The sequence below is a fragment of the Pseudomonas sp. GW821-FHT04D07 genome (assembly GCF_059420225.1).
On record NZ_JBWKTH010000006.1, the window covers coordinates 241,300 to 266,735 of the forward strand.

Below are 25,436 nucleotides of genomic sequence, written 5' to 3' on the forward strand. Positions count from 1 at the left end.
CAAGCTGGCACTGATCACTGAAGAACGTGCCGGCGTCAATCAACTGCTGTCCCTCGACTCGCTGGACAACCTGCTGGAGGCCCAGCGTGACCGCGCCGCCCGTTGGCGCGCCACGGAAACCAACCGGCAACCGACACCGGCCACCCTCGCGGCCATGGCGACGCTGGACAAGGCCCAACCGGAAATCGACCAGGCCGTCGAGAAACTGGGCAAGACCCTGCAAAGCGAAGGGGCCGATGCCGACACCCTGAAGCGCTACCAGGCCCTGCAAGCCGCCCTCGCTGGCCTCGACTCCGCCAGCCTGAGCAAGGTCGGCTGGTGGCCGGACGGCTACGATCGCTTCACCAGCGCCTTGAGTGCATTGCAAGCGCTGCGCGAGCAGGTCGCCATGGACAGCCGTCTGATCCTCGCTCCGTGGATGGAAACCTACCTGCTCACGCAAATCGCCACCCAGCACGCGCCGGACCTGATCGAGCGGGTTGGCCGCCTGGCCAGCGTCGGTCAGGCCTCGGTGGTCTCGGGCCAGTTCAGCCTGCAAAGCCGCCTGCAACTGAAGGACCTGCGCGGTCGTATCGGCGATGCCCGTGAACAATTGACCAAGACCGGCAACCTGCTGGAAAGCCGTCTGCCGCCGGAGCTGAAAAGCTGGGCCGAGCGTTACCATGCCAGCCTGAAATACCTGGACGATGGCCTCAAGATACTCGACGACGGCATGTTCGGCGGCAGCATCAGCCTCAAGCCCGATGGCTTCGAACAGACCCTGGACAAGATGCTCGGCGAACTCGCCAGCTTGCGCCAGGACAGCCTCACCTCCCTCGACAGTCGCCTGGACTATTACCACGGTGCGGCCATCCGCCAGTTCAGCCTGATGGCGGGAATTTTTGGTTGCCTGCTGCTGGCGGCGCTGTACCTGTTCGTCTGCCTGCAAGCCTCGATCCGCCGTAGCGCCAGCGGCATCACCCTGCTGGCCGAATCCCTGCGCGACGGCAACCTTTGCCTGCAAGTGCCGGTGGAAGGCCGTGACGAGCTCGCGGCCATCAGTACCGCGCTGAACGTCGCCGTGGTGCAACTGCGCACCAGTTTGCAGGGGGTCGACCATGAGACCCTGCAACTGAGCGCGGCGGTGCGCACCCTCAACACCCACTCCAGCGGCGCTCTCAGCGAAGTCGAGACGCAACAGGCGCAAATCAGCCAGATCGCCGCGGCGGCCACGCAACTGGCGGCCACCTCCCTGGGCGTGGCGCAGAGCTGTGAACAGGCTTCCGGCAGCGCCCAGAACACCCAGCGCATTGCGTCGGAAAGCAGCCGTGACAGCCAACGCACCACCGCCAGCATCCAGCAGTTGAACCAGCGCCTGAACGAAACGGCCGCGGCCCTGGGTCGAGTCAGCGAACAGGGGCAACAGATCCAGCTGGTGGTCGACACCATTCGTGGCGTGGCCGAGCAGACCAACCTGCTGGCCCTGAACGCCGCCATCGAAGCGGCGCGGGCCGGCGAGCAAGGGCGCGGCTTTGCGGTGGTGGCGGATGAGGTGCGCAGTCTGTCGCAGCGCACTCAATCGTCGACCGCACAGATCGCCAGTACCGTCGACAGCCTGCGCTCCACGGTCAGCCAGGCGGTGAGCCTGATGGAGGCGGCCTGCCTCCAGGCCGAGACCGACGCCCAATCGGTGACCGGGCTGGGCCAGCGGCTGGTGGAAATCGCCGGTGCCGTACAGACCGTCACCGACACCCTGGCACAGATCGCCACGGCGGTGGACGAACAGGCGAGCACGGCGGACGAGGTCAGCGGTAATATCCAGCAGATCGACCAGGCGGCTGTACGGCTGCTGGAAGGGGCTCGCGCGGTCAACCGCGCGGCGGACAGCCTGAGCGAAGGTAGCAAGGCCCTGAGCGACAATACCGGGCGTTTCCGCCTGAGTTGAGGGGCTTAAGGCCCACGGTTTTTGCCGTCGGGCCTTAAGCGGTTGATAGCGTAGAGAAAATTTTCAGATATTTGCTTGACACAATATCGTTACCGGCGAATAATGCGCGCCACTTGGCTACATAGCTCAGTTGGTTAGAGCATAGCATTCATAATGCTGGGGTCCGGGGTTCAAGTCCCTGTGTAGCCACCAAGTACTAAAAACGGCTTACCGAAAGGTAGGCCGTTTTTTTATGCCTGGAGAAAAGTGGTGGACAAGGAAGGCAGAAACGACAGACCCGGAGATGGGCCTCGCGGAGCTCAGAATTTACGGGTGGATGAATTTTGCCGCCGTGAAGGCGAGCCCTGCGAGAACGGCCGAAATTTGCACGAAGCGCCAAGTCGAGTCACTGACGACTTTTTGAACGTCAGTAGCGATTGAGCCGCGCAGAGCCTCCACATCGAACTTGGTTGCCATGTTCTTTTCGACGCTGTCGAGTTTTGTCTCGACGCGAGCAAGCCGCTCCCTGATCTCAGGGATTACCTTCTCCAAGGCCGCTACGCGTGCTTCCATGGGATGATCTCCAGGCGGTTCCTCACCACCAGTATTGCTCGCGTCCCCTTTCTTGTCATCCCACTGACCAGAAACGACATCACCCATTTTCCTTCTCCATGGGAGACAAGCCTTCCACAACTTTTTTGACGCTGGTGTAAACCTGGCCGCCCCTGGTGCCTTAGTGATGCTCAAGTGCCGCCAACACATGCCCCGGATCATTGTGCAAAGCCCGCAACAACGCCCTTGCCGGCCCCTCTGGCTCACGTCGCCCCTGCTCCCAGTTCTGTAGCGCCCCTACCGGTACATCAATCGCTTTCGCAAACCGCGCCTGAGAAAACCCGGTCGCCTGCCTGATCATTTTGACCTTCTTAGTCGTTCAGGTACGGTGACGCAACACTCAACCGACCACTCGCCTGAGAACGCACTCACGTACAGTAAGAGGCTTTCAGAAGACAAGGCAGTGCGACTTGGTTTGGGGGGCCAGGAAACTTCGTTCGAACCACGAGGCGCTTGCGCTCACGGATGTGTGCAGACAGGAATGGGCATGATGAAAACGACCGCCAGTTTATGAACTGTACGTTTTCCAGTCTGCTAGAACGGTCTGCGATGACAGGAACACACCCTATGACTTTCGAGGCACCCAGACTGTAAAAAAACGCTCCCTCCGACACCTCTCAAATCCACACCAGACATCTCGCAGACGCCAGGCCGAGGTAAATCATACGGCTGCAAAAGCCGCCTTCGGCACACATGTCACTTGTCATGGTAACTTCACTACCTTCGATACAGGACCTCAGGCGCAACCATGAAAATGCCCGACATCGATGCTATCCAGGCGTTTGTCCTGGTCGCGGAACTCAAGAGCTTCACCCGCGCCGCTGATGTTATAGGCGGCACCCAAGCGGCTATCAGCCTGAAGATAAAGCGCCTGGAAGAAACCCTTGGTCGCAAGCTGCTGGAACGCACGCCGCGACGGGTCACGTTATCGGCTCACGGGCAGACTTTCCTGGCCAGCGCACGGCACTTGCTGGATAACTACCAGCAAGCGATGAACTGCTTCGGCAAGCAGAAACGCACCCTGCGGGTCGGCGTCAGCCATCACATTGTCGGGGCCGATCTCACCCTGTGGCTGCGACGCATGGCGAACACCGACCCGGAGGTTATCGTCGCCTTCAGCCTGGGCACTTCCCGGGACATGCTGGAGAACTACGAACAGGGCAAGCTGGATGCGGCCTTGATCCTGAGGCATGACAACCGACGCCAGGACGGTGAGGTGATTGGCGCAGCGCGATTCATCTGGATGGCCGCACAAGACTTCGAACTGCCACCCGGAGCAGCTTTACCCCTGGCGATACAACCGGAGCCCTGCGGTATGCGGAGCATGGTGATGGCGGCGCTACAAACACAGAACCGCCCTTGGGAAGAGGTTTTTGTCGGCAGCGGGATTCTGGCCATCGGCGCAGCAGTGGCGGCCGGCATTGGAATAGGCGCGATGGTCGGGCGCATGGCGCCAAACGGCTGTGTCGACGTGGCACAGCGGATCGACCTGCCGCCCCTGCCCTCGCGTGAAATCGTGCTCTATACCGCACAGCGCGACGCCCAGGCGCAAGCGCTGATCAGTACGTTGAGTGCCGACATTTCAAACGGTTGAGCTAGAAGAACAAGCGTCCGGTCAAGGCCATCATCATCGTCAGGCTCAGCAAGCCCAGGCTGACGAGGACGAATGCCGCGAGATGTACAAGTATGATCATCAGCGAGCGCATTCGATACTGTTCCATATTGGCTTCCTTGGTGGGTTCCAGAAGCACCAGTATGGAGAGGGGAATAGTGCGTGAAACAGACGTCGCGGGCTATTTCAGTGATAAGCGTTGCGCTTGCTGCGAGCGCATCAAGGTGGCCAATCAGATGCATGGTTTTCTAGCACCACGGCAGCCCCCAGGCACGATCACCGTCACGCAGCACAAAGCAGCACGAGCGCATCCGCCAAGCCCTCCGTGAGCGGCAGCGGGCAAAGCATTGGCGAAACCATCAGCGTCACCGCCTAAGCGCTGTTGAAGTCAGTCAAACCTCCAAACCCCGCTCGGCGGGGTTTGTCGTTATACGGCGGGACCTACGTAGCAATGCCTCGCAACGACTTAACGCGCCGGAATCGGTTGTGGCTGGTAGTAGTAGCCCGGTGGCGGTGCCTGGTAGTAGACCGGCGGCGGTTGCTGGATATACACCGGCTGCGGCTGGACATAAACCGGCTGTTGCACGTAAACCGGAGGCTGGGAGTTGGCGACGACCGAGCCTACTACGAGACCACCGACCACTGCGCCCAACAGGGCTGGACCACCCCAGCCCCAGCCCCCACCGTGACCGTAACCATGACCGTAACCATAACCGTAGCCACCACGGGCCTCAGCCTGCCCTGCAATGGCGAGTACGCCAATGAGCAAGACAGCTACTTTCATTTTTGAGAGTCGACTAATCATGATAAGTCCTCTTCTTTACACCGAACCGGCTTTAATAATATCTCCGGGAATACCTCTCAGACAGTTTTTTTCGATGAATTCACAACCTACCAAAGTAAATATTGGGTAAAGCCTGTACCCCGTCCGTTACCTGAACCGATGCTGAATTAAACATCTGTATTGAGCGGTTTCATGAATAACCCCCTCACAATCGCCGGCCCGGGCGGCGAGCGACGAAACGCCACCCCAGGCAGCTGACGAGTTGAAAGCCCAGCTGGGTTGATGTCGTTGGCGGTTTCAGGCGTCTAAACAACCGCTGGATACTCATCGGACTTGTCCGGCCAAGGGGTCAACACCTCGAAGCCGTTGTCAGTGACGGCCACCATATGCTCCCACTGGGCCGAGAGTGAGTGATCCTTGGTGATCACCGTCCAGCCATCGGCCAGGGTTTTCACATGACGTTTGCCGGCGTTGAGCATGGGCTCGATGGTGAAGATCATTCCGGCTTTCAGGGTCATGCCCTGCCCCGGATAACCGTAATGCAGAACCTGCGGCTCATCATGGTAGATCTTGCCGATACCATGACCGCAGTACTCGCGCACCACGCTGAATCCGTCCCGTTCGGCAACGCTCTGAATCGCGTGACCGATATCGCCCAGCGTGACCCCGGGGCGGACCACACGAATACCGGCGCACATGGCTTCATAAGTGGTCCTGACCAGGTGGCGAGCTTGCGCGCTGGGCTCACCGACGAAGTACATGCGGCTGGTGTCGCCGTACCAGCCATCCTTGACCACGGCGATGTCGATATTGACGATGTCGCCATCCTTCAGGGCCTTGGCCGTCGGGATGCCATGGCAGACCACCTCGTTGACAGAGGTACACACGGTTTTCGGAAAACCGTGATAACCGACATTGCCGGGAATGGCCTTCTGCACGTTGACGATGTAGTCGTGACAAAGCTGATCCAACTGGTCGGTGGTGACCCCCGCCTTGACGTGGGGAGCGATCATCGCCAGCACCTCGGCGGCCAGCTTGCCCGCCGTGCCGGACTGGGCTATTTGCGCCGGCGTATTGATTTTGACGTTGCTCTTCATTGCTGGGCTCCCGGCGCGGCATGAGCCCGAGCGCCTTGCGAAAGATCCGCGAGCGCGCACAACTGTTTCACATCGAGACCGCCCTCCAGTTCAGCACGTACCAGCAAGCGGCTGATGTCGCGGTGATCCAGGTTGGGATGCAACTCCGCCAGCATGCCGATGCGCATCCAGTGCTCGGCCTGGGCATTGATCGAACGACTCAACGCATCGCTGGCGACACGCAGGTTCTCATGCATGCTCTCTGAAATTTTGACGATACCCATGGGCCCACTCGATATGAATTATATATGAAACGTATATTATCCGATCATGACCAGGGATCGCAATCTCAGCGCCAAGTTCTATGCCGACCTGTTCGGTAACGCCCCCTCCAATGGAGTAGTTGGCAGCCTCCGACCACCCCTGTATAAAGCTCGTGCCAGTGGCACCTTGCCACCCTCCCGATGCCAGCGCTTTGGCCGATGTCATCAGGCTGATGAGGGGGTTGGCACAGGCTTATGTTTCAACTACCTCGTCACCGACCCTCCGGATGGAGACACGCTGATTTGGATATATTCGAGGAGCCCCTTAGAGGCAGCCCGGACGATCATCGCGTACAAGGCGCCCCCATAAAAAATCATGGAATTTGAGCGGAAATAATGGAGAAAGCTTCTACGCAGCACAGTCTGGCCTACAACCCGGCGTTCGATGGACTGCGCGGCCTGGCTATCGCCCTTGTCTTTATCACTCATTTAAACATGGGTTTTACCGGCGGCTCCTTTGGCGTCGACCTATTTTTCGTGCTCAGCGGATACTTGATTAGCGAAGTGCTTAACAATGCTCGAGAGAGCAAAAATTTCCTCTGGATATTCTATTTCAAGCGTTTTTTGAGACTGTTTCCGGCACTGGCCGTCTTGTGCATTGTTGTCGTTGTCATCTGTGGCGTTTCTGGTGGCCGCAGCAACATATATGAAGATGTATTATCGTCCATCTTGTACTCGCAGTCGTGGACGTCAGGGTTCAGTGACGGGTTCAGTTTCTATCTTGGACATACCTGGTCCCTTTCCGTCGAGGAGCAATTCTACCTTTTATTTCCTATCGTCTGGATATTGGCCACACGGACAACGGCAAAGACGACGTTCTTTATTTTTTTGCTAGTGCTTGCGCTGGCCGTTGCCTATGCCATGTACATGGCCAAAGCGCAACTGTCGTATGCCCGAATATATTATTCGGCTGATACCCGGTTTCAAGCGATCTTGATCGGTGCCGTCGGCGCGGTTGCCAGCAGAACACCGTTCGCCCGGCAGTTCTTGGAACGTTTTATCGCAACCCTCCCTCTCTTGCCCATGCTCGCTATCGGTTGGATTTGCAGTTCCTGGACGTGGAGCATCCAACATAGCCTGATCATGTCCGCTTTCAGTCTTATGCTGATTCTGCGATTGACACTGAAGAGCGGCACCCTCGACGCAAAGCTATTGAGCCTCCCGCCTCTCGTCAACCTCGGCAAGATTTCGTATAGCTTTTATCTCTGGCACGTTCCCATACTCGTACTGCTTCAGTTTCATTTCAAACTGAGCTTTGGGTATGTGGTTATTATCGGGCTGCCCGTTTCTCTGCTCGCCAGCATGGCCTCGTATCGGTTGATTGAACAGCCAACACTCAAACTCAGGACCCTCGTTTCGCCTGAAAAACAGGCTAAATTCGGACGTTATGCAGTGCCGGCTTCAGTGCTGTCGATTAGCCTCGGGCTGGTATATTTCCAGTTTTCGGACATTGATAACTTTGTCCGCGGGACAAAACTCGCCGTAACCGCTTATGGCCCTACCGTCTATCAGATAGGCGATAAAGGACCGCTGCAACCGGACGGCTCTCTTGTTATGTGGATGGCGCTGAACAGCCGGGCGGACATGCTCTCGAACGCCACTATATCCGAATTACAGTCACTCACTTTTGTCGGAAAGTCCGGCATCACCATTGTGGTCCCCCAGTCCATATTGACCACCCCCGGAAAACATATAGTCAAGGTCTTTACCGCGGCTGGAAAGTTACAACTACCGCCGATGGACCTTGACATCGTCGCCGCACCTTTATAAATAATACCGATGCCCAAATCGTCCTTCTTAGCCGCCCTCCTCAAGCTGCAACAGCGTACTCAAGCTCTGGCGCGTCCTGATCAGGCGAGACTCGCGCTCAGTCACCAACACTTCCGCCGCCTGGGTACGGCTATTGTAGTTGGAGGACATCGAGGCGCCGTAAGCGCCAGTGGTATGGAACACCAGGTAATCGCCCACCTCGGCAATGGGTAACAGGCGAGACTCGACGATCCCGCCTTCGGACTGGGTGAAGACGTCGCCGGACTCGCAAAGAGGCCCGGCCACAACCGTCGCCCGCATGGGCAATGGCTCATCGCGCCGGGTCAGCAATGAGATTTCGTGATAACTGCCGTACAGCGACGGGCGCATCAGGTCATTGAAGCCGGCATCGACCAGGGTGAAATGATTGCCGCCCATTGGCTTGGTGGCACGCACCTCCGATACCAGCACACCGGCCTCCGCCACCAGAAAGCGTCCCGGCTCGATTTCCAGGCGAATGGCGTGGCCCAGATGGCGCTCAATCCGCTTTCTGGCGTGATCCCACTGCGCAAAATAATGATCGACATCGACCGGCTGTTCTCCGGCCCGGTAGGGCACCGATAAGCCGCCACCCGCTGAAATGGCCTCGATATCCTGGTCCAGGCCCACCACCAATTCGGCCAGGCTGCCGCACACTTGCTGTAGATGCTGGTAGTCCACCCCGGAACCAATGTGCATGTGCAGCCCCACCAGGCGCAGGCCGTAATCCCGAACCAGCGCCAGGGCTTCTTCCAACTGGGCATGCCAGATCCCGTGCTTGCTGTTTTCGCCACCGGTATTGGTCTTGCGGCTGTGCCCGTGGCCAAAGCCCGGATTGATCCGCAGCCATACGCGGTGACCAGGGGAAAGCGGCCCCAGCTGATGCAGCATGTCGATTGAACCGATATTGACCTCGACCTGTGCTTCGACCACTCGCTGCAAGGTCGCTCGATCAAACACATCGGCCGTGAACACGATACCTGCCACGCCTTGCACAGGATCAGTGCTGAATCCGGCCTGCAGTGCGCGCTCGATCTCGCCGAGAGAAACTGCGTCCACCTTCGCCCCGGCCTCGCGCATCGAACGCAGGATATGGAGGTTGGAACAGGCTTTCTGGGCAAAACGCACCGTGTCGAAAGCAGCCAGCTGCCGGATGCGTTCTTGAATCAACTGACCGTCATACACCCACAAGGGGGTGCCATGGCGCTCGGCCAGTTGCCGCAACAGGTCGTCAGCGAGGGTTTTCATATCAGCAGGCCTCCGGTAAGCAATGCGCGCGCAGCAAAGGGGCTATCGCGCAGTCGGGGGCATGATGCAGAAAGAAGGCTCAGTCATAAAATATCAATATTCGGTAAAGCTATTCATTTACGATATGGGCATCAAAGAGGCCGAGCCCAGACCATGTCAGCCACGTTACGCCATATAGAAGTGTTCAGGGCAGTCATGACCACCGGCAGTGTGACGGAAGCCGCGGCCATGCTGCATACCTCTCAACCAACGGTCAGTCGCGAGTTGGCGCGTTTTGAACAACTCACTCAACTCAGATTGTTTGATCGTGTGCGTGGCCGCTTGCGACCGACGGCCCAAGCCCTCTCGCTATTCGAGGAGGTGCAACGGGCCTACTTCGGCTTGGGGCGGATTCTCAACACAGCGGCGTCATTGCGGGAGTTCGAGCAGGGCCCGTTGTCCATTGCCTGCCTGCCGGTGTTCTCGCAATCCTTATTGCCCAGGGCGTGCCAGCGTTTCGTTACGCAGTTCCCCAAAGCGAGCATGAGTATCACGCCACAGGAATCGCCGTTGCTGGAGGAGTGGCTGTCGGCTCAACGCTTCGACCTGGGGCTGACCGAAGTGGCGAACGCGCCGCCGGGGACAGAGCTGTCGCCCTTGATGACGGTGGATGAAGTCTGTGTCTTGCCGACGGGTCATCCGCTTCTGGAGAAGCCGGTACTGGCACCTGAGGACTTCGTCTCGAAACCCTTCATCAGCCTGTCCAGCCTCGATAGCTACAGGCAGCAGATCGACGAGATTTTCCGCCAAGCCCAGGTCGAGCGGCACATGGTGCTGGAAACCCATAGCGCCGCTTCGGTCTGCGCCATGGTTCGCGAGCGCGTCGGCCTGGCCATCGTCAACCCGCTGACGGCACTGGATTTCGTCGGGCAAGGCCTGGAGATCCGCCCGTTCAGCGTTTCGATTCCCTTTACTGTCAGCCTGATCAAACCTTTGCACCGCCCAGCTTCCAGGTTGGTCAGCCTGTTTGAGGAGGCGTTGCGGGAACAGGCTTCGGCGGTTGAAGCTCGATTGGCGGCGATCCGTGCTCAATCGAGTGTGAACTTGTAGACTCCAGGCATTGATTCTCTTACCCGCTACAAGGACGTACGAAATTGCTCGATGTATTGGCCGAAGTGATTTTTCACGCCATTTGCTTTCCCGTTGGCTGGCCCATCGTGAAACTGATCACCCGAGGTAAATACCCAGCCAAGGGTTCATGGTTCGCCGAAACGCCAGAAGCCCAATGGACGAGTGCCGTGGGACTTGCGGCCTTGACAATTGCCATGATGGCGGCCCTGAAGCAGTTTGTCATGTAGCCTCCTGCCCCCTCATGATTTGCAAACTATTCGCGCTTGACGATAGCCTCAACGGTGAATACTCTTGTCAACAGAGCGCGAAATCGACTGCCTTGCAGGGCAACAGGCGACGTAGGTACCTCGGCGATACTGCAAAATCGGCGTAAGGTGAGACCTCTCATCCCATTTCCTGAGGATGCTAATATCAGGATTCAATTCCCAAAGGGCAGCTTATCAAAGCTGCCCTTTTTCTTTGCCCTTCAACTCATAACGCCGATACAGCAACTCGCCCTGGCGATGCTTATTCATCGACCTTGAGGGAGCATGAAAGAAATTCCAGAGAACGTGCCCTCGCTGAATATCTACCACTACGATCATATCGTTTTTGGCTTCATCGGCATTGATAAATGCCAGTCGATGCCCCCCAATGCGCCATACCTCAAAAGGGCCTGTCAGGGTATCCAGAGCATGCCTGACATAGCGCTCTCGCGAATCTGCACGTTTCTCAACAATATGATCCAAGCTATTACGTGGCACCCACACGATACCCACAGGTGTTTCAAAACTGACGACGGCAATTGAAATGTCAGTGAAACCGAAGTGTTCGTAAAGAATAGCAAGCGCCCCTTCAAAATTGTCGGCACGCGTAACCTCCTCAAGCGCAGCAGATCGCAGCTCTCTGGTGAGTTTTCGAAGATCGGGCAAATCGAAATCAAACCACTTGAGCTGACCAGGCTCTTCCCTGGTCTGTAGGCGCACATCTGTAGTCATTAAATGTATTCAACGATTGCGGGGCACCTAGACTAATACCAACTTCACACTGATTTTTCGCCCCCCTTATCATTTAATCGCCAAAACCTCTTGGCATCACCATTCACACAAATAAAGAGGATAATCCCTACATGCAATATCAAACAGCTCTGTATTGATAGACGGTGCAAATTTTCAAAAAGACAACTTCAAGTACCGATAAAAATTCGAAATGAAAAATCAAATAATACCTGTGGCTCAGACCATATCGGCCTGAGCTCTCCCCTCTGTTACGCAAAGATCAAAGATGAAAGGCCTGCCGCCCCACCAACAGCCATTTGCCGTGCTGTTTCTGCCAGACCTGGAAGTTTTCGATCTCGGTAGGCACCAGTTCGCTGCCCTTGATCGCCTGTCCCGAAAAATGATGGCGGACAAACGCCACGTCACCTGACAGGGTAATGGTCTGGTTCTGCATCTCCAGCGTCTTGAAGGCGCTTTTCCCTGTTTCGATATCGCCGATAAAGTCTTTCTTGCCCTGCACCTTGCCGCTGGAATGCCCGTAGGTCAGGTTCTCGGAGGTCAGGGCTTTCAACTCAGGAATGTTCCTGCTCAACATAGCCTGGGTCAGATGGTCCACCGCGGCGGCAACCTCCGTCTCTCCCGCCGAAGGGGCCGCGGCTACGTAGCCACTGAAGAGGCAGAGGAAACCAATAAGCAATTTGATTCTTTTCATCGGGCATTTCCTTGTTGTTATGGGTACATGAGCGGCTCTCGCTGCCGACCATATCGTCAGTCATCGTACAACACAACAACCTTTTGCCGAGCGGCCCCACGGACAAAGTGCTTGTTTATCCAGGCGACCTGGATGGGGGCCGAACGGTTGAGGTCAAGAAAGCGTTCTACAAGGCAACCGCCGAGGGGATTCACACCAGGACCGGACTGCGCAAAGAGGATGTGTGGATCAGCCTGGTCGATGCAAAACACCAGGACGGGTCGTTCGGCAACAGTGAGATGCAGTACGCGCCAACCGAATGAGATGACATTTTAAATATTGGGGTGGCGCACTCAATGCGGCGCCCCATTGACGGCTACACTTCAAGGCACGGCCGCCTATCATTCGTTCAATTGATAGTAACCATCAAGGAATGCAAGTTCAGTTTTTCTGTCAAAGGAGGAGGATAGCGTTATGCCGAACCGACTTCAGAAGGAAAACGCGCGATGAGAATTTCTACCTTGCTGGCTCTTGTCGCCGTATTGACCGGCGGTTTCCTCGCCACCACCCCCACCTACGCGGCCGACGATCAGTCCTGCCATTTCCTGCCGGTGGCCGATAGCGCCGCCAGCCTGAAACATGCCCAGTCAGTGGGAGTGCTCTACAGCGAAAACACTGTCAGCACGCTCCAGTACCTTGAGCGCTACCACAGCGTTGCGCTGAGCGGCGCGAAGAACGCCGCGCTGGACCCGCGCATCAGCGACGCCTTCGTCAACAGCTCCGATCCGAAGCTGGCCATCGACTGGCTGATGGGCTCACTGCAGAAACAGTTCACCTCGGTGACCGTCTACGACAACCTTGATGCATTGGTAAAGGCCCGTCCTGACGTGGTGGTGATGCTCGACACCTACAGCCGCCTGGTGACCAAACGCAACAACCAGTTCGAAGCACGTTTCGTCGCCACCTTCTACGATTCGAACCTGCAATACATCGGCAAGGCTGAAGGCGTCGGTGGCAAGGAGCTGCCTTCGATCTGGGTCCATGGCAAGGCCGCGCCGGAGATTGCCGCGCAAATCAACCAACAACGCGAGTTGCAGGTCAACGCCCTGAAGCAGTTCGATACCTCGCTCAAAGCGCTGGTCAGCTCGGGTGAAACCGACCGGGTCGCCACCAACTGATACCACCCATCGCCAGGGGGAGCCACGCTCCCCCGGCTCTTTTCGACTCGCCCGCCAATCAATATCCCTCCTCCGCCGATAACCGGATATAAGGCTATTGGCGTGAGTGCGAGTGCCTTCGAACAGTCGCTGACGAAACATTAAGATTCGCATTTGAGAACATAGGCGATCGGTATACGAAACAATTTTTCAATCGCCCTGATTATTTAAATAGCCTGTGTATCCCACCCAACTTTTAAGTATGCTTTGTCCCTTGTTCATGCCTGTTTCAAGGCGAACGCCAATGATTGTCGATCACATCAAAGCTGCCACTTAATTAGCCGGAACGCCTTGAGTGCCGCGAGCGGATAGTCATTTGCGAATAATGGAAAAGCACATGATGAATGATGAAAAGTTCTCCGAAGACGCTGAGGACCAATACTGCACTCCCGCCGAACGAGCGACAGCGGCTTCCCGTTGTACCTGGGCGAGCGTGGGCGTCAATCTGGCGCTGTCCTGCACGCAGATCGTCGTGGGTATCCTGTCGAAGTCCCAGGGCCTGATTGCCGACGGTATCCACTCTCTGTCGGACTTGATTGCCGACTTTGTGGTGTTGTTCGCCAGCCATAAGAGCAAGCAGGACGCCGACGATGGCCATCCCTATGGGCACCTGCGCTTTGAAACCGCCGCCTCGATGATCCTCGGCCTGCTGCTGCTGGCCGTGGGCATCGGCATGGTCGGTTCGGCCGTGCTCAAGCTGCAAACCCCGGAGTCCATCCAGACGGTCCATATGACGGCCTTGTGGGTGGCGGGCGCCGCGTTGCTGACCAAGGAACTGCTGTTTCGCTACATGCTCGGAGTGGCGAAGAAGGTGAAATCGAGCCTGTTGATTGCCAACGCCTGGCATGCACGCTCGGATGCGGCCTCGTCGCTGGTGGTCGGTATCGGTATTGTCGGCAACCTGGCGGGCTATCCGATTCTCGACCCGATTGCCGCGCTGGTGGTCGGTGGCATGATTGCCAGGATGGGCTGGTCGTTCGGTTGGAACGCCTTGAATGACCTGATGGACAGCGCCGCTGATGAAGAAGAGGTGGCCTCCATTCGCACCACGCTCCTGGAAACCCCTGGCATCAAGGGCGTGCACGATGTACGCACGCGCAAAATGGGCGATATGCTCGCGGTCGATGCGCATATCGAAGTGGAAGCTTCGATTTCCGTTGAGGAGGGGCATGCGATTGCCGTGGCCGCGCGGGAAAATGTCATGCTGCGCCATCGGGTCCTGAACCTGATGACGCACATTGACCCCTGGCATCGACCGGACCTGGATCATCTCGACCCGTCCCGATCCGGAGCCTGAAACCCAGGTTCTTCCAAGCGTTTACCAGGCCTGAAGCGCGCGAAGCGGCTTCGGGCCTTTTAACGACTGTTCTTCAGATTCTTGCGCATCGCATGCCGCTCCAGCGCCAGTTCGATCAGACGGCTGACCAGTTCGCTGTAACTCATTCCCGCCGCCTGCCAGAGCTTGGGGTACATGCTGATGCGGGTAAAACCGGGCAGTGAGTTGACCTCGTTGATCAACACTTCACCGTCCGCGGTAAGAAACACATCGACCCGCGCCAATCCGGAGCAACCCAACACCTGGAAGGCCTCAATGGCCTGCGCGCGAATGCGCTCGCTGTCCTGTTCGCTGAGCGCCGCCGGCACCACGACTTCGGCAGCCTGCTCGTCAATGTATTTGCTGTCGTAGGAATAGAAGCCGCTGCGCACGACGATCTCGCCGCAACCGCTGGCCATCGGCTGGTCGTTGCCGAGGATCGCGCATTCGATCTCCCGCCCGCTGACCGCCGATTCAATCAGGACCTTTTCGTCGAAGCCCAGCGCCAGGGCCAGCGCGGCCTGGTACTCCTCGGCCGTCTCGACCTTGCTCACACCCACCGAAGAGCCCTGGTTCGCCGGTTTGATGAACAGTGGCAGGCCCAGCTTCACCTGTGCGGCCTCGAAGCCGAACCTCGCGGCGCTGGCCCGGTTCACGGTGATAAAGGGGGTCACCGCCAGCCCGGCATCGCGCAACAGACGCTTGCTCACGTCCTTGTCCATGCACACCGCCGAGCCCAGCACATCGGAGCCGACAAAGGGCAGCTCGGTCATGCGCAACAAGCCTTGCAGGCAACCGTCTTCGCCGAGGGTGCCGTGGACGATAGGGAAGATCACATCGACCTGCTCCAGCAGCGCCTGGCTGCTGGTGTCCACCAACTGCTGACTGGACTTGCCGGGGACCACGGCCAGTTCGCGATTGGATTGGTTCAAGGCGATAAGCGCCGGGTTTTCGGCATTGATCAGGTAGTTGGAGCTGTCGTTGAGGTGCCAGCGGCCCTGCTTGTCGATGCCGATCAGGATCGGCTCGAAACGCTCGCGATCCAGCGCATCGACCACATTGCGCGCCGATTGCAACGACACCTCGTGCTCGGCCCCCAATCCACCGAAAATAATCCCGACTCGCAACTTGCCCATCTTCCGACCTCGTGTCCAAATCTGTGTTTCAGGGGAATTCCCTCTGTACGCAGACTATTCGCAAGGCGGGGATTTGGCATCCCCCTGATGGGGAATTTCTTGATGGCCACACCACAGCTGGCTTGCCAGTGATTGCGCTGCAAGAGGCAACGCGGTTATCACCGGCAATTGCGATGCCGTACGCACCGCGCCACCGCTGGCAAGCCAGCGCCTACAGGACGCGCACTATTCGTTTCGCCAATGCACACTCACCGTCTGACTGGCTTCGCCATTGAGGACGACACTCTGTCTTTCCTCATGACCATTATATTGGCTGACAACCTCGTACTTGCCTGCGGGTAACTTGACGTACACCATCGGCCCGACCTGGCTCAGAGACAGCACCGAGGCGCCCCCGACCTTGTGGATCGTGATATCCACACCAGGCATGTATTCCCCTTTGGGCCCCACGGTCGAAACAATATGCAGGTTGTAACCGTGAGTATGAGCCAATGCCTGGCTTTCATCCTCGCCGATACCGCCGGTCAGGTAAGACACGCCGTTCTGAGTCTGCGGCGATAGCTGCACCGCTTCCTGGTTGATCGGTTCACTGTCACCCACAGCCCGAACCGTCGGCGACACGCCCAACAGCACAAGGCCAGGCAAGGTACAGAGCAAAAGAGCACGAATGGAGATCATGATGAACACTCCCTGGCTCCGGTGGAGCCCGAGTCTCATCCTTCTGCGGGCTGTCGCCCGATTTCATTCGACAGTCGGGTGCGGGTCTCTGGATGGCGAGCAAGCTGCGTGGATGAGCGGGGGGGGGGTTAACTTCATTTCGCAGCGACTGCACCTTAAGTTTAGTGCCAACCGACAGCCCGCTTAGATCAATTTCAAACCAGGCCGGGCCCGGATAGGACGACCAGTTTCCAGAGAGAGGGGTGAAAACGCCCGATGCGCGACATCGGGCGTGGGGTCAGGCCAAGCCTGGACTCAAGCGGCGCCCAGCACGCCCAGGTCCAAACGTCCTTCGCTCAACGGCGGGCACCAGTAGTAGCCGCCGGTAATCGGCCGACTGAAGCGATACAAAGCGTCGACGATGCCATCGTCCAAGCCACTCATACGCCGCAATTGCGCCTCGAAGGCCGCGAAGGAATGGCCGAACGCCAGGAACATCAGGCCGGCGCCCTGCTCGTTCGACCAGGGCATCGAGCGACGCACCACGAAGGCCTCCGGGGCAAAGCGCTCCTGGGCGGTACGTTTGACGTGGGCGGACTCCGGCGCAGCGTCCAGCTCCTCATTGTCGCTCTTGCGCCGCCCGATGATGTTGTCCTGCTCATGGGCTGGCAGCGCGGCGAAACCGTCCAGGTCATGCTGCCACTGCTGGATCGCGGCAAAACTGCCGCCGTCCGCGGCGATCCCGGCCTCGACGGCGGCCTCGTCCTGCGGGTTTTCGGTGCCGTCTTCATAACCGGTCAGGTCATGACCGCTCTTGTGCCGGAACGCCTCGGTCATTTGCACCAACCTCAAGGCCGGCGCCAGCGCCTGCTCCAGCGCACGGCTGCGGTGCAACAACTCGCCACGGTCTTCACCCTGCAACCAGCACCACAGGGCATGCTGGGTCGACGGATTATCCACACCCGCCCCGGTGATCACGGGAAAGGCCCGCAGCCCCGGGACATGAGCGCCCAGCACCTGCACCAGCGACTCGCCAAAACCGACCACGGTGTGCTTTACGTCCACCAGCCGGGTGAGATTGTCCAGTGCAGCCGGCAATGCTTCGGCGGATTCAAGGGCGAAGAACAGGTGGCGTGCCTGCAAGGGCACAGGCTTGGCGAGAATGCCGGGCTGGTAGTGACTCATGGGAACTCCTTTGGGAAAGCTTGGAGTTTACCTTTGTTGCGCCCGCTACGCTTGCGACTGAGCCGGGAGCGTCCTCAGAGCTTGTGGGTCATGTAGCGACCGCGCCCGGTTTTCTTGGCTTGGTACATGACCCGATCCGCGGTCAGCAGCAGCGCATCGGCGGAGCTTTCGCCGTTGCCCAGGGCGATACCGATCGAGACCCCCACCTGGCAAACCGTACCGGCAATGAGAAACGGCGTACTCAGCGCCGCGATGCACTTGGTGGCCACGGTAATCACGGTCTCCTCTGCATCGGTGCCCAGGTCGCTGAGCAGGACAACGAACTCATCACCGCCGATACGCGCCAGGGTATCGCTCATCCGTACCACAACCCCAAAACGCTTCGCCACCTGACGCAACACCTCGTCACCGGCCTCGTGCCCAAGGGTGTCATTGATCCGTTTGAAGCCATCGAGGTCCATGAACAACAAGCCGACCTGCGTGTCTTTGCGCTGGGCCTGGGCCAACACCTGACGCAGGCGGCCAGACAGGTGATGTCGGTTGGGCAAGCCCGTCAGCGTGTCGTGATGAGCTATCTTTTCGAGTTCCGCCTGTTTCTCGTTGAGTTTGCGCAACAAGCGATTGAACGCCGAGATCAAGTGACCGACTTCATCGTGACGAACCACCGGCAAGGGTGCATGCGGCAGTTCGTCACGGGTCATGCAGTCTGCCTGCGCGGCGGCCTGGAACAACGGACGAAAGACAAAGTACAGCACGATGGAGCAGATAGTGCCGAACAGAAAAATCGAGGAGATAGCCCCCTTGATCAGGAAACTCTGGGTCCGCTCAACGGTTGCAAACGCCTCGCGGCTCGGCAAACTGGCCACGATAAACCAGCCCGTACTGGGCACGGAGGCCATGGCGCGGACCTCCTCCTGGCCCTCGGCGTTGAGGGTAATCCCGGCACCGCGAAACCCCTCCATGGCCCGGTCCTGCAGCACATTGAGCCCCTCAGGCGCTGTCGGTTTGAAGGCCATCCCAAGCCGGGAGGAGCCGACCTGCAGGTGACTTTCCGGAAAAACCAGTTGGAACGCCCCGGTTGCCATTCGCCCGCGACTTTGCAGCAATGAATCAAGGAACCCGGGAGCGGCGAGTGCCGTCATGCCAACCAGTACCGCCCGCACCTTACCCGCGCCATCTCTGATGGGGGCGGCTACCGGTAGCATAAGCTGGGCGTCTGCCTGACTCACCACTGGCCGTCCGATCAGCGACTTACCGGCCAATCCCGCCTGAATATAATCACGATCGGCATAGTCCGTGTCGGCCGCGTCCTCGTCGGGATAACCCGCCACCCGTTTGCCCATGGCGTTGACGATGAAGGTATCGGTCGAGAACAAGGCCTGGTAGGGGGAGCGCTCTTTCAGCCAGGCTTGCAGTTGTTCAGGCTGTGCCAGTAGCTCAAGGGGCACGCTGTCCGCGAGGCGCTCGACCAATAGCCGAGAGCGAATAATCTTGGTGTCGACATCGTGCGCGACATAACTCGCCAACGCCAACTGCTGGCCTTCCACGACGGCGCTCAAATCCTCGCGCAGGAAGTTGGTCAGCACGTAATAGCGTATGACAGCGCCAGAAATAACAATGCACAGCGCCAACACCAGCAGTCGGGTCAACACGCTGTTGTAGATTCGGGCAAAGGTCAAAACTGCATGATGTTTTTTTGACATTACGGGAGTGTAACCGACGACATTGCACTTTTCGCTATTTTCCCCAACCCTACGCGAACGCCGCCGCAGAGCCTTACACAGGCCGGATCGCGCTTGGCCCGCACGAACCGAACCTCTCTTATCAGGAGCTGGACCATGTCAGACACCAGAAACGCCTCATTTGATGCCATCGCCCGGGAACTCGGCTACAGCTTCGACGGTGAAATGAAGATCGGCGGTAACTACGTGCCGGCGGTGCGCAACGATCTTGAAGTGTATGTCAGCGGGCAGATTCCGCGCATCGACAATACCGTGATGGTGACGGGCCGGGTCGGCGCCGAAACCACACTGGAGCGGGCACGGCACGGGGCTCAGATCAGCACCATGCGCGCCCTGGCGATTTTGCGACAACTGCTCGATGGCGACCTGGGGCAGATCAGGAAAGTCTTGCGCATCAATGTGTATGTGCAGAGCGCGGCGGACTTCACCCAACAGAGTGAAGTCGCCGACGGCGCGTCCGAGGTACTGTATTCGGTGTTCGGCGAAGCCGGGGTGCATACGCGCACCTCGGTCGGGGTATTCCAACTGCCGAAAAACGCCTCGGTCGAGGTGGATATGGTGGTGGCGCTCAATTAGTCAGCTGGTTGGCGAACTGCCCGACCGCATTGACCACCTTCTGCGCGCCGTCCTGGATCTCGACGATCACCGTGCCCGCCTCCGCCGCCAGCGCAAGACCTTCCTCGGCCTGGGTCTTGCCGCTGTTCATCAGCGACACCGCATCGCGCGCCATATCCTGGTTCTGCCGCACCACGCCGACGATCTCGTCGGTGGCCTGGCTGGTGCGCGAAGCCAGCTGCCGCACTTCGTCGGCCACCACCGCAAAACCACGACCTTGCTCACCCGCGCGTGCCGCCTCGATCGCCGCGTTGAGCGCCAGCAGGTTGGTCTGCTCGGCGATGCCACTGATGGTCTTGACGATGGAGCCAATCACCTGGGACTGCGCGTTCAAGGCTTCGATGCCGTCACTGGCGGTTTGCATGTGGGCCGCCAGGTCGCGCATCACTTCCACGGCCTGGGTCACCACGGTGGTCCCGCGCTGGGCGGTGCTGTCGGTCTGCAGTGAAGTGCTGTAGGCAATGTTCGCCGCTTCGGCCACCGCCTTCTCCTGGTTCACCTGGTCGGTGATCACGGTGGCGAACTTGACCACTTTGTAGAGCTTTTCGTTGGCATCGAGTACCGGGTTATAGGACGCCTCCAGCCAGACCTCGCGACCACGGCTGTCGACCCGTTTGAAACGACCGGCGACGAACTCGCCGGAATTCAAGCGTTTCCAGAAAGCCTGGTAATCGGCGCTGTTGTATTCCGCCGGCTCGCAGAACAGGCGGTGATGCTTGCCCTGGATCTGCGCCAGGCTGTAGCCCATGGCGCTGAGGAAACGGTCGTTGGCCGTGAGCACGTCACCGGCCAGGTTGAACTCGATCACGGCGGTGGAGCGCAACAGCGCGCCGATCAGGTTTTCGTGCTCGCGGGACGATTCGATGGTCCGGGTCAGGTCGTTGGAGTAAATCGAAAAACTGCGGATTCGCCCCTGGGAATCCCGAATCGGCTGCAGGATCGAGCGCAGCCAGGCTTCCTGGCCGTTGCCGCGCAACAAGCGCACCGCGCCGCTGAAATGCTCGCCACGGGTCAGGGCATTCTTGAAACGCTGGTGAAAATCCGAGTGTTTGAGGTAGTCCGGCACAAACTCGTCAAGACTGCGCCCCAGCAGCGAACCACTCGGGTAGAGCATTTCCTGGGTGAAGTTCTGGTTGACCGATTCGATGCGACCATCGGGGTCCAGGGTCAGCACGAGCATTTCCTGTTCCAGGCTGTCCTTGACTTGCTGGAGACTGGAGAGTTCTTCACGAAGAGCCGACAGCTCCTGCTTCAAGCGTTTGTTAAACATGGAAGGCACCGATGGGCAAATGAAAGCGCGGGTAATCTGACATTGGCATCGGCTAGGGCAGTTTTTTCTGAAGGAAGATTCCGGGTTATTCAATCAGCCGCGGTTCCTCAAGAAAGTCACCGAGACGCGCTGAGTGCAGCGCGTCGCTACCGACGGACGCGGCTCAGCAGCCGCGAACGCTCGAAGCCTCGGCCGTCGCGGCTGCACGTGGAGCGAAGTACAACGCGATCAGCACCCCGACGCCGCCCATCACCGCGCAATAACCAACGCAGACCCAAGGGCTCCAGGGCATCAGGCCGATCAGAAACAGCGGTGTGGTGCTGGCCCAGAGTGCATAGGCAATGTTGTAGGTAAAGGAAATACCGGAGACCCGGATGCGCGCCGGGAACAACCCCACCATCACCGAAGGCACCGCCCCCACCACGCCACAGGCCAGGCCCGCCAGGGCATAGGCCAGGCCAATCCATTCAGCACCATGGATCAGGCAGCTGTAGAGCAGCGCGATGCCCAGCGGCAGCAAGGCGCTGTAGAACAGCACCGCGCGCCAGGCACCGATGCGGTCGACCAGCAGGCCCGCCAGCACGCAGCCAATGTTCAGAAACACAATCCCCAGGCTGCTCAAGGCGAAGGTATGACTGGCACTCATGCCAAAGACTTTCTGCATCACGGTCGGCGTAACCACCACCAATACCACCACCGCCGAGGTCAGCACACAGGTCAGCAGCATCGCCGGCAGGATCGCCCGGCGGTGGGTGCGCAAGACCGCCTGCAGCGGCACCTCCTCGCCCTCCTCCCGGCGCGCCTGCAAAGCCATGAACACCGGGGTTTCACTCAGCCAGCGACGCAACCAGACCCCGATCACGCCGAATACCCCGCCCAGCAGGAACGGAAAACGCCAGGCGAAATCGAGGATCTCACTGGGGCTGTAGATTCGCGCCAGGGCGGTCGCGGTCAAGGCGCCCAGCAGATAACCGAAGGTCAGCCCGGCCTGCAAAACCCCCAGGGCATAACCACGCTGCCCGGGCGGTGCGTGCTCGGCGACGAAGACCCAGGCACTCGGCACCTCGCCGCCCACCGCCGCGCCTTGCAATACCCGCAGCAGCAACAGCAGCAGGGGCGCCCAGTAACCGATCTGGGCATAGGTCGGCATGATCCCGATCAGCAGACACGGCAGGGCCATCATCAGGATGCTCAAGCTGAAGACCCGCTTGCGCCCCAAGCGGTCGGCGAAATGCGCCATCAGGATGCCACCAAGCGGTCGCGCCAGATAGCCGGTGACGAAAATCCCGAAGCTTTGCAGCAGGCGCAACCATTCGGGCATTTGCGGGGGGAAGAACAGGTCGCTGAGGGTCAGCGCGAAGAACATGAAAATGATGAAATCGTAGATTTCCAGCGCACCGCCCAACGCCGCCAGGCCCAGGGTCTTGTAGTCGGACCGGGCAAAACGACGGGCGTGTGGAATGTGATCGACAGTCATGAAAACACTCTGGCAACGTATTCAAGTGGCGCATCGGCCCGTTAGGCCGGCGCTGCAAAAAATCGGAGGATACCTGAGTTTGCCAATGGCATTGGGCCGATATCGCCAATGGCCCCTGGATAAGCAATATCACTCTGCTACTAACCAAAATCGGAAAATGCCACGGGATTGATTTATCGTGGACACCAGCCCGCAGGTTGCGCCCCCAGCGTTGCGCCTGTGGCCCCCAATAAGATCAAGAACAAGAGGACCGTCCAATGGCCGCTGCTATCGAAACCAGCCGCTACGCCCGCTTTGCCCTGCACTGCTCGAATTGGGCCGAGCGCTGGTTTCCCGACTCCTGGGTGTTCGCCGCGCTGGCGGTGATCGTCGTCACCCTGGCCACCCTGGCCATCGGCGCCAAGCCGAGCGAAGCCGCGATGGCCTTCGGCGACGGTTTCTGGAGCCTGATTCCCTTCACCATGCAGATGGCCTTCGTGGTGATCGGCGGTTATGTGGTCGCCAGTTCGCCACCGGCGGTGAAGCTGATCGACCGCCTGGCCCGGCTGCCGAAGAACGGCCGCTCGGCGGTGGCCTGGGTCGCGCTGATTTCCATGGTCGCCTCGCTGCTGAACTGGGGCCTGTCCCTGGTCTTCGGCGGCTTGCTGGTCCGCGCCCTGGCGCGCCGCACCGACCTGCGCATGGATTACCGCGCCGCCGGTGCCGCGGCCTATCTGGGCCTGGGCGCTGTCTGGGCCCTCGGGCTGTCCTCGTCCGCCGCCCAGTTGCAGGCCAACCCGGCCAGCCTGCCGCCGTCGATCCTGTCGATCACCGGGGTGATTCCGTTCACCCAGACCATCTTCCTCTGGCAGTCCGGTGTGCTCCTGTTGGCGCTGATCGTGGTCTCGCTGGTGATCGCCTACGCCACCGCACCAGGGCCTGATTCGGCCCGGGATGCCAAGGCCTGCGGCGTCGACCCGAGTTTCAACCTGCCACCGCTGAGCAAGCGCTCGCGCCCCGGTGAATGGCTGGAATACAGCCCGCTGCTGACCATTCTGCTGGCCCTGCTGGCCGCCGGCTGGCTGTTCCACGAGTTCTCGACCAAACCGGCGATCAGCGCCATTTCCGGCCTGAACACCTACAATTTCCTGTTCCTGATGGCCGGTGCGCTGCTGCACTGGCGTCCGCGCAGCTTTCTCGACGCAGTGGCCCGCGCGGTGCCGACCACCACCGGCGTGCTGATCCAGTTCCCGCTGTACGGTTCCATCGCGGCGCTGATGACCACGGTCAAGGGCGGCGATGCCCTGACCCTGGCTCACCACATCTCGACCTTCTTTACCCAGATCGCCTCCCACGACACCTACGCATTGCTGATGGGCGTGTACTCGGCGGTGCTGGGCTTCTTCATCCCTTCCGGTGGCGGCAAATGGATCATCGAGGCGCCCTATGTGATGCAGGTGGCCAATGACCTGAAATACCACCTGGGCTGGGCGGTGCAGATCTACAACGCCGCCGAGGCGCTGCCGAACCTGATCAACCCCTTCTACATGCTGCCGCTGCTGGGCGTGCTGGGCTTGAAGGCGCGGGACCTGATCGGCTTCTCCTTCGTGCAACTGCTGGTGCATGCGCCGCTGGTGCTGTTCCTGCTCTGGGCACTGGGGACAACGCTGGCCTACAACGGGCCGGTGATGCCATAGCACCTCGAGCCTTCGGGCTGCAATCCTGGACGAATTCAAGAGCGCTGTGACCAGCGCTCTTGCGACTCGCTCCGACCTGAAAACCATCAATGCAAGCTTCAGTCTCAAAAACGACGACACGAATAGTCACAATGCTGAATTGATGCTGAACAAGTGCACAAGAACGCAAATAATTATGTAGGCCGCTGTTCACGTCATGTATTAGTCTGCCTAGACAAAACCGGCACGATCGTACCATCGACTTTTTCAGAACGTGCCCAGCCCCACCCGTCGTGCTTCAAGGTGGATGCATCATGAACCAGTGGAAAGAAGAGCAACTGCGGCTTCTGGGTTCAAAGCAAGACGAGCAGGAACTGCTCGAACTCTTGCCCGGCCTGGTCAGGCAACTAGGCTATCCCTATTACCGCTACGTCAAACTGGGCCACGGGACCGCCGCCTGGATAAAGAACAATTATCCCGAGGAATGGAACCGGTACTACCAGGACCAGAATCTCCAGAAAATAGACCCGCTGCTGACCCGCGTCCGGCATTCGCACCTGCCCGTGTTCTGGTCGCCGGAAACTTTTGCCAAGTCCCCCGCGTTCTGGACAAAAAAGCAATCGTTTGGCATACGCTATGGCTGGTCCCAGGCAGTACAGCATGTGCAGGGGCACCAGAGCATCCTGTGTGTCGCCCGCTCCGAGGGGGAAATCGACCGTCGCGAGTTCTATCACCACGCCGGACATATCCTGTGGCTGTGCAATGTCCTGCATTCGGCGGCCACCCGCGACCTGCCGACAACGCCCATGTATCTGTTGTCGCCTCGGGAAGTCGAGGTATTGAAGTGGTCGGGCGAAGGTAAGACCGCGCCGGAAATCGCCCAGTTGCTCGAGCTCAACGTGCGCACCGTGAACTTCCATATCGCCAACGCGATCAGCAAGACCGGCACCACCAACAAAATCGCGGCGATGGTCGCGGCGATTCAGTGCGGGGCCTTGTAAGGCCCCCGGAAAAAGCTCAAGCCCGCCACTACCACCAGCAAA

At 59.1% G+C, this 25,436-nt stretch carries 25 protein-coding genes, 1 tRNA gene and 1 pseudogene; 12 read left to right on the forward strand and 15 right to left on the reverse strand.

Going from position 1 to position 25,436, the window contains the following annotated elements:
* Positions 1-868: 868 nt before the first annotated feature.
* Positions 869-1,924, forward strand: a complete 1,056-nt coding sequence (locus tag AC07T0_RS11020) for a methyl-accepting chemotaxis protein (protein WP_495001244.1) — start codon at positions 869-871, stop codon at positions 1,922-1,924.
* Between the two features lie 115 nt (positions 1,925-2,039).
* Positions 2,040-2,116, forward strand: a tRNA-Met gene (locus AC07T0_RS11025).
* 114 nt (positions 2,117-2,230) lie between these two features.
* Here the strand turns inward: AC07T0_RS11025 and AC07T0_RS11030 are convergent.
* Complete coding sequence (locus tag AC07T0_RS11030) at positions 2,231-2,563, reverse strand: hypothetical protein (protein WP_495001202.1); 333 nt, start codon at positions 2,561-2,563, stop codon at positions 2,231-2,233.
* Between the two features lie 73 nt (positions 2,564-2,636).
* Positions 2,637-2,825 (reverse strand): annotated as a pseudogene (locus tag AC07T0_RS11035) (helix-turn-helix domain-containing protein); the annotation flags it as partial.
* Between the two features lie 438 nt (positions 2,826-3,263).
* Between AC07T0_RS11035 and AC07T0_RS11040 the strand changes: the two are divergent.
* Positions 3,264-4,109: a LysR family transcriptional regulator gene (locus AC07T0_RS11040; protein ID WP_495001203.1), complete on the forward strand. Its 846-nt coding sequence runs from the start codon at positions 3,264-3,266 to the stop codon at positions 4,107-4,109.
* Position 4,110: 1 nt separating this feature from the next.
* Here AC07T0_RS11040 and AC07T0_RS11045 read toward each other — a convergent pair whose 3' ends face one another.
* From AC07T0_RS11045 to AC07T0_RS11060, 4 genes are all read right to left on the reverse strand, one after another.
* Positions 4,111-4,236, reverse strand: a complete 126-nt coding sequence (locus tag AC07T0_RS11045) for a hypothetical protein (RefSeq protein ID WP_495001204.1) — start codon at positions 4,234-4,236, stop codon at positions 4,111-4,113.
* 357 nt (positions 4,237-4,593) lie between these two features.
* The gene (locus tag AC07T0_RS11050) at positions 4,594-4,932 is read right to left on the reverse strand and encodes a hypothetical protein (protein WP_495001205.1); all 339 of its coding nucleotides are present in this window, start codon (positions 4,930-4,932) and stop codon (positions 4,594-4,596) included.
* Positions 4,933-5,216: 284 nt separating this feature from the next.
* A complete protein-coding gene (gene map, locus AC07T0_RS11055) occupies positions 5,217-6,008 on the reverse strand; it encodes a type I methionyl aminopeptidase (RefSeq protein WP_495001206.1) in 792 nt (263 codons plus the stop codon).
* Positions 6,005-6,271, reverse strand: coding sequence for a ParD-like family protein (locus AC07T0_RS11060; protein ID WP_248794918.1), 267 nt, complete (start codon positions 6,269-6,271; stop codon positions 6,005-6,007). The genes map and AC07T0_RS11060 overlap by 4 nt, the downstream gene beginning before the upstream one ends.
* A 375-nt stretch (positions 6,272-6,646) precedes the next feature.
* Between AC07T0_RS11060 and AC07T0_RS11065 the strand changes: the two genes are divergently transcribed.
* Positions 6,647-8,080 (forward strand): acyltransferase family protein, encoded by a 1,434-nt coding sequence (locus AC07T0_RS11065; RefSeq protein WP_495001207.1) that lies wholly within the window; start codon positions 6,647-6,649, stop codon positions 8,078-8,080.
* 27 nt (positions 8,081-8,107) lie between these two features.
* Here the strand turns inward: AC07T0_RS11065 and lysA are convergent, their stop codons facing one another.
* Positions 8,108-9,346, reverse strand: coding sequence for a diaminopimelate decarboxylase (lysA, locus tag AC07T0_RS11070; protein WP_495001208.1), 1,239 nt, complete (start codon positions 9,344-9,346; stop codon positions 8,108-8,110).
* A gap of 153 nt (positions 9,347-9,499) precedes the next feature.
* Between lysA and AC07T0_RS11075 the strand changes: the two genes are divergently transcribed.
* Positions 9,500-10,435, forward strand: a complete 936-nt coding sequence (locus AC07T0_RS11075; protein WP_495001209.1) for a LysR family transcriptional regulator — start codon at positions 9,500-9,502, stop codon at positions 10,433-10,435.
* 44 nt (positions 10,436-10,479) lie between these two features.
* Positions 10,480-10,683: a hypothetical protein gene (locus AC07T0_RS11080; RefSeq protein WP_495001210.1), complete on the forward strand. Its 204-nt coding sequence runs from the start codon at positions 10,480-10,482 to the stop codon at positions 10,681-10,683.
* Between the two features lie 213 nt (positions 10,684-10,896).
* Here AC07T0_RS11080 and AC07T0_RS11085 read toward each other — a convergent pair whose 3' ends face one another.
* Positions 10,897-11,433 (reverse strand): PBECR2 nuclease fold domain-containing protein, encoded by a 537-nt coding sequence (locus AC07T0_RS11085; RefSeq protein WP_495001211.1) that lies wholly within the window; start codon positions 11,431-11,433, stop codon positions 10,897-10,899.
* Positions 11,434-11,713: 280 nt separating this feature from the next.
* Positions 11,714-12,145 carry a nuclear transport factor 2 family protein gene (locus AC07T0_RS11090; protein WP_495001212.1) on the reverse strand — a complete coding sequence of 144 codons (432 nt, stop codon included), beginning with the start codon at positions 12,143-12,145 and terminating at the stop codon, positions 11,714-11,716.
* Positions 12,146-12,156: 11 nt separating this feature from the next.
* Between AC07T0_RS11090 and AC07T0_RS11095 the strand changes: the two genes are divergently transcribed.
* From AC07T0_RS11095 to AC07T0_RS11105, 3 genes are all read left to right on the forward strand, one after another.
* Positions 12,157-12,447 (forward strand): tautomerase family protein, encoded by a 291-nt coding sequence (locus tag AC07T0_RS11095; RefSeq protein WP_495001213.1) that lies wholly within the window; start codon positions 12,157-12,159, stop codon positions 12,445-12,447.
* Between the two features lie 183 nt (positions 12,448-12,630).
* On the forward strand, positions 12,631-13,302 hold the full coding sequence (locus AC07T0_RS11100; RefSeq protein ID WP_495001214.1) for an ATPase: 672 nt from the start codon (positions 12,631-12,633) through the stop codon (positions 13,300-13,302).
* Positions 13,303-13,678: 376 nt separating this feature from the next.
* Positions 13,679-14,638 carry a cation diffusion facilitator family transporter gene (locus AC07T0_RS11105; protein WP_495001215.1) on the forward strand — a complete coding sequence of 320 codons (960 nt, stop codon included), beginning with the start codon at positions 13,679-13,681 and terminating at the stop codon, positions 14,636-14,638.
* Positions 14,639-14,697: 59 nt separating this feature from the next.
* On the opposite strand, the gene ddlA is transcribed toward AC07T0_RS11105, so the two are convergent.
* The 4 genes from ddlA to AC07T0_RS11125 form a co-directional block, all read right to left on the reverse strand.
* Entirely contained in the window at positions 14,698-15,792 is a 1,095-nt protein-coding gene (ddlA, locus tag AC07T0_RS11110; RefSeq protein ID WP_495001216.1) for a D-alanine--D-alanine ligase, read from the reverse strand.
* A 225-nt stretch (positions 15,793-16,017) separates the two neighbouring features.
* The gene (locus AC07T0_RS11115; RefSeq protein ID WP_495001217.1) at positions 16,018-16,470 is read right to left on the reverse strand and encodes a carboxypeptidase regulatory-like domain-containing protein; all 453 of its coding nucleotides are present in this window, start codon (positions 16,468-16,470) and stop codon (positions 16,018-16,020) included.
* Between the two features lie 294 nt (positions 16,471-16,764).
* The gene (locus AC07T0_RS11120) at positions 16,765-17,634 is read right to left on the reverse strand and encodes a Dyp-type peroxidase (protein WP_495001218.1); all 870 of its coding nucleotides are present in this window, start codon (positions 17,632-17,634) and stop codon (positions 16,765-16,767) included.
* Positions 17,635-17,708: 74 nt separating this feature from the next.
* A complete protein-coding gene (locus AC07T0_RS11125) occupies positions 17,709-19,313 on the reverse strand; it encodes a sensor domain-containing diguanylate cyclase (protein WP_495001219.1) in 1,605 nt (534 codons plus the stop codon).
* 159 nt (positions 19,314-19,472) lie between these two features.
* On the opposite strand from AC07T0_RS11125, the gene AC07T0_RS11130 reads away from it, so the two are divergent.
* Positions 19,473-19,952 carry a RidA family protein gene (locus AC07T0_RS11130; RefSeq protein WP_495001220.1) on the forward strand — a complete coding sequence of 160 codons (480 nt, stop codon included), beginning with the start codon at positions 19,473-19,475 and terminating at the stop codon, positions 19,950-19,952.
* On the opposite strand, the gene AC07T0_RS11135 is transcribed toward AC07T0_RS11130, so the two are convergent.
* Together AC07T0_RS11135 and AC07T0_RS11140 are read right to left on the reverse strand one after the other, a co-directional pair.
* Entirely contained in the window at positions 19,945-21,261 is a 1,317-nt protein-coding gene (locus AC07T0_RS11135; protein WP_495001221.1) for a methyl-accepting chemotaxis protein, read from the reverse strand. The genes AC07T0_RS11130 and AC07T0_RS11135 overlap by 8 nt on opposite strands.
* 163 nt (positions 21,262-21,424) lie before the next feature.
* Complete coding sequence (locus AC07T0_RS11140; protein WP_495001222.1) at positions 21,425-22,738, reverse strand: MFS transporter; 1,314 nt, start codon at positions 22,736-22,738, stop codon at positions 21,425-21,427.
* A gap of 257 nt (positions 22,739-22,995) precedes the next feature.
* Between AC07T0_RS11140 and AC07T0_RS11145 the strand changes: the two genes are divergently transcribed.
* Together AC07T0_RS11145 and AC07T0_RS11150 are read left to right on the forward strand one after the other, a co-directional pair.
* Positions 22,996-24,414, forward strand: coding sequence for a short-chain fatty acid transporter (locus AC07T0_RS11145; protein WP_495001223.1), 1,419 nt, complete (start codon positions 22,996-22,998; stop codon positions 24,412-24,414).
* 293 nt (positions 24,415-24,707) lie between these two features.
* Positions 24,708-25,394, forward strand: coding sequence for a helix-turn-helix transcriptional regulator (locus AC07T0_RS11150; protein WP_495001224.1), 687 nt, complete (start codon positions 24,708-24,710; stop codon positions 25,392-25,394).
* The last annotated feature ends 42 nt before the right edge of the window (positions 25,395-25,436 follow it).

Bases quoted from the DNA above. Each gene is read 5' to 3' on its own strand.
- AC07T0_RS11020 (WP_495001244.1), top strand. From the start codon at position 869: ATGGCGGGAATTTTTGGTTGCCTGCTGCTGGCGGCGCTGTACCTGTTC.
- AC07T0_RS11030 (WP_495001202.1), bottom strand. From the start codon at position 2,563: ATGGGTGATGTCGTTTCTGGTCAGTGGGATGACAAGAAAGGGGACGCG.
- AC07T0_RS11040 (WP_495001203.1), top strand. From the start codon at position 3,264: ATGAAAATGCCCGACATCGATGCTATCCAGGCGTTTGTCCTGGTCGCG.
- AC07T0_RS11045 (WP_495001204.1), bottom strand. From the start codon at position 4,236: ATGGAACAGTATCGAATGCGCTCGCTGATGATCATACTTGTACATCTC.
- AC07T0_RS11050 (WP_495001205.1), bottom strand. From the start codon at position 4,932: ATGATTAGTCGACTCTCAAAAATGAAAGTAGCTGTCTTGCTCATTGGC.
- map (WP_495001206.1), bottom strand. From the start codon at position 6,008: ATGAAGAGCAACGTCAAAATCAATACGCCGGCGCAAATAGCCCAGTCC.
- AC07T0_RS11060 (WP_248794918.1), bottom strand. From the start codon at position 6,271: ATGGGTATCGTCAAAATTTCAGAGAGCATGCATGAGAACCTGCGTGTC.
- AC07T0_RS11065 (WP_495001207.1), top strand. From the start codon at position 6,647: ATGGAGAAAGCTTCTACGCAGCACAGTCTGGCCTACAACCCGGCGTTC.
- lysA (WP_495001208.1), bottom strand. From the start codon at position 9,346: ATGAAAACCCTCGCTGACGACCTGTTGCGGCAACTGGCCGAGCGCCAT.
- AC07T0_RS11075 (WP_495001209.1), top strand. From the start codon at position 9,500: ATGTCAGCCACGTTACGCCATATAGAAGTGTTCAGGGCAGTCATGACC.
- AC07T0_RS11085 (WP_495001211.1), bottom strand. From the start codon at position 11,433: ATGACTACAGATGTGCGCCTACAGACCAGGGAAGAGCCTGGTCAGCTC.
- AC07T0_RS11090 (WP_495001212.1), bottom strand. From the start codon at position 12,145: ATGAAAAGAATCAAATTGCTTATTGGTTTCCTCTGCCTCTTCAGTGGC.
- AC07T0_RS11100 (WP_495001214.1), top strand. From the start codon at position 12,631: ATGAGAATTTCTACCTTGCTGGCTCTTGTCGCCGTATTGACCGGCGGT.
- AC07T0_RS11105 (WP_495001215.1), top strand. From the start codon at position 13,679: ATGATGAATGATGAAAAGTTCTCCGAAGACGCTGAGGACCAATACTGC.
- ddlA (WP_495001216.1), bottom strand. From the start codon at position 15,792: ATGGGCAAGTTGCGAGTCGGGATTATTTTCGGTGGATTGGGGGCCGAG.
- AC07T0_RS11115 (WP_495001217.1), bottom strand. From the start codon at position 16,470: ATGATCTCCATTCGTGCTCTTTTGCTCTGTACCTTGCCTGGCCTTGTG.
- AC07T0_RS11120 (WP_495001218.1), bottom strand. From the start codon at position 17,634: ATGAGTCACTACCAGCCCGGCATTCTCGCCAAGCCTGTGCCCTTGCAG.
- AC07T0_RS11130 (WP_495001220.1), top strand. From the start codon at position 19,473: ATGTCAGACACCAGAAACGCCTCATTTGATGCCATCGCCCGGGAACTC.
- AC07T0_RS11135 (WP_495001221.1), bottom strand. From the start codon at position 21,261: ATGTTTAACAAACGCTTGAAGCAGGAGCTGTCGGCTCTTCGTGAAGAA.
- AC07T0_RS11140 (WP_495001222.1), bottom strand. From the start codon at position 22,738: ATGACTGTCGATCACATTCCACACGCCCGTCGTTTTGCCCGGTCCGAC.
- AC07T0_RS11145 (WP_495001223.1), top strand. From the start codon at position 22,996: ATGGCCGCTGCTATCGAAACCAGCCGCTACGCCCGCTTTGCCCTGCAC.
- AC07T0_RS11150 (WP_495001224.1), top strand. From the start codon at position 24,708: ATGAACCAGTGGAAAGAAGAGCAACTGCGGCTTCTGGGTTCAAAGCAA.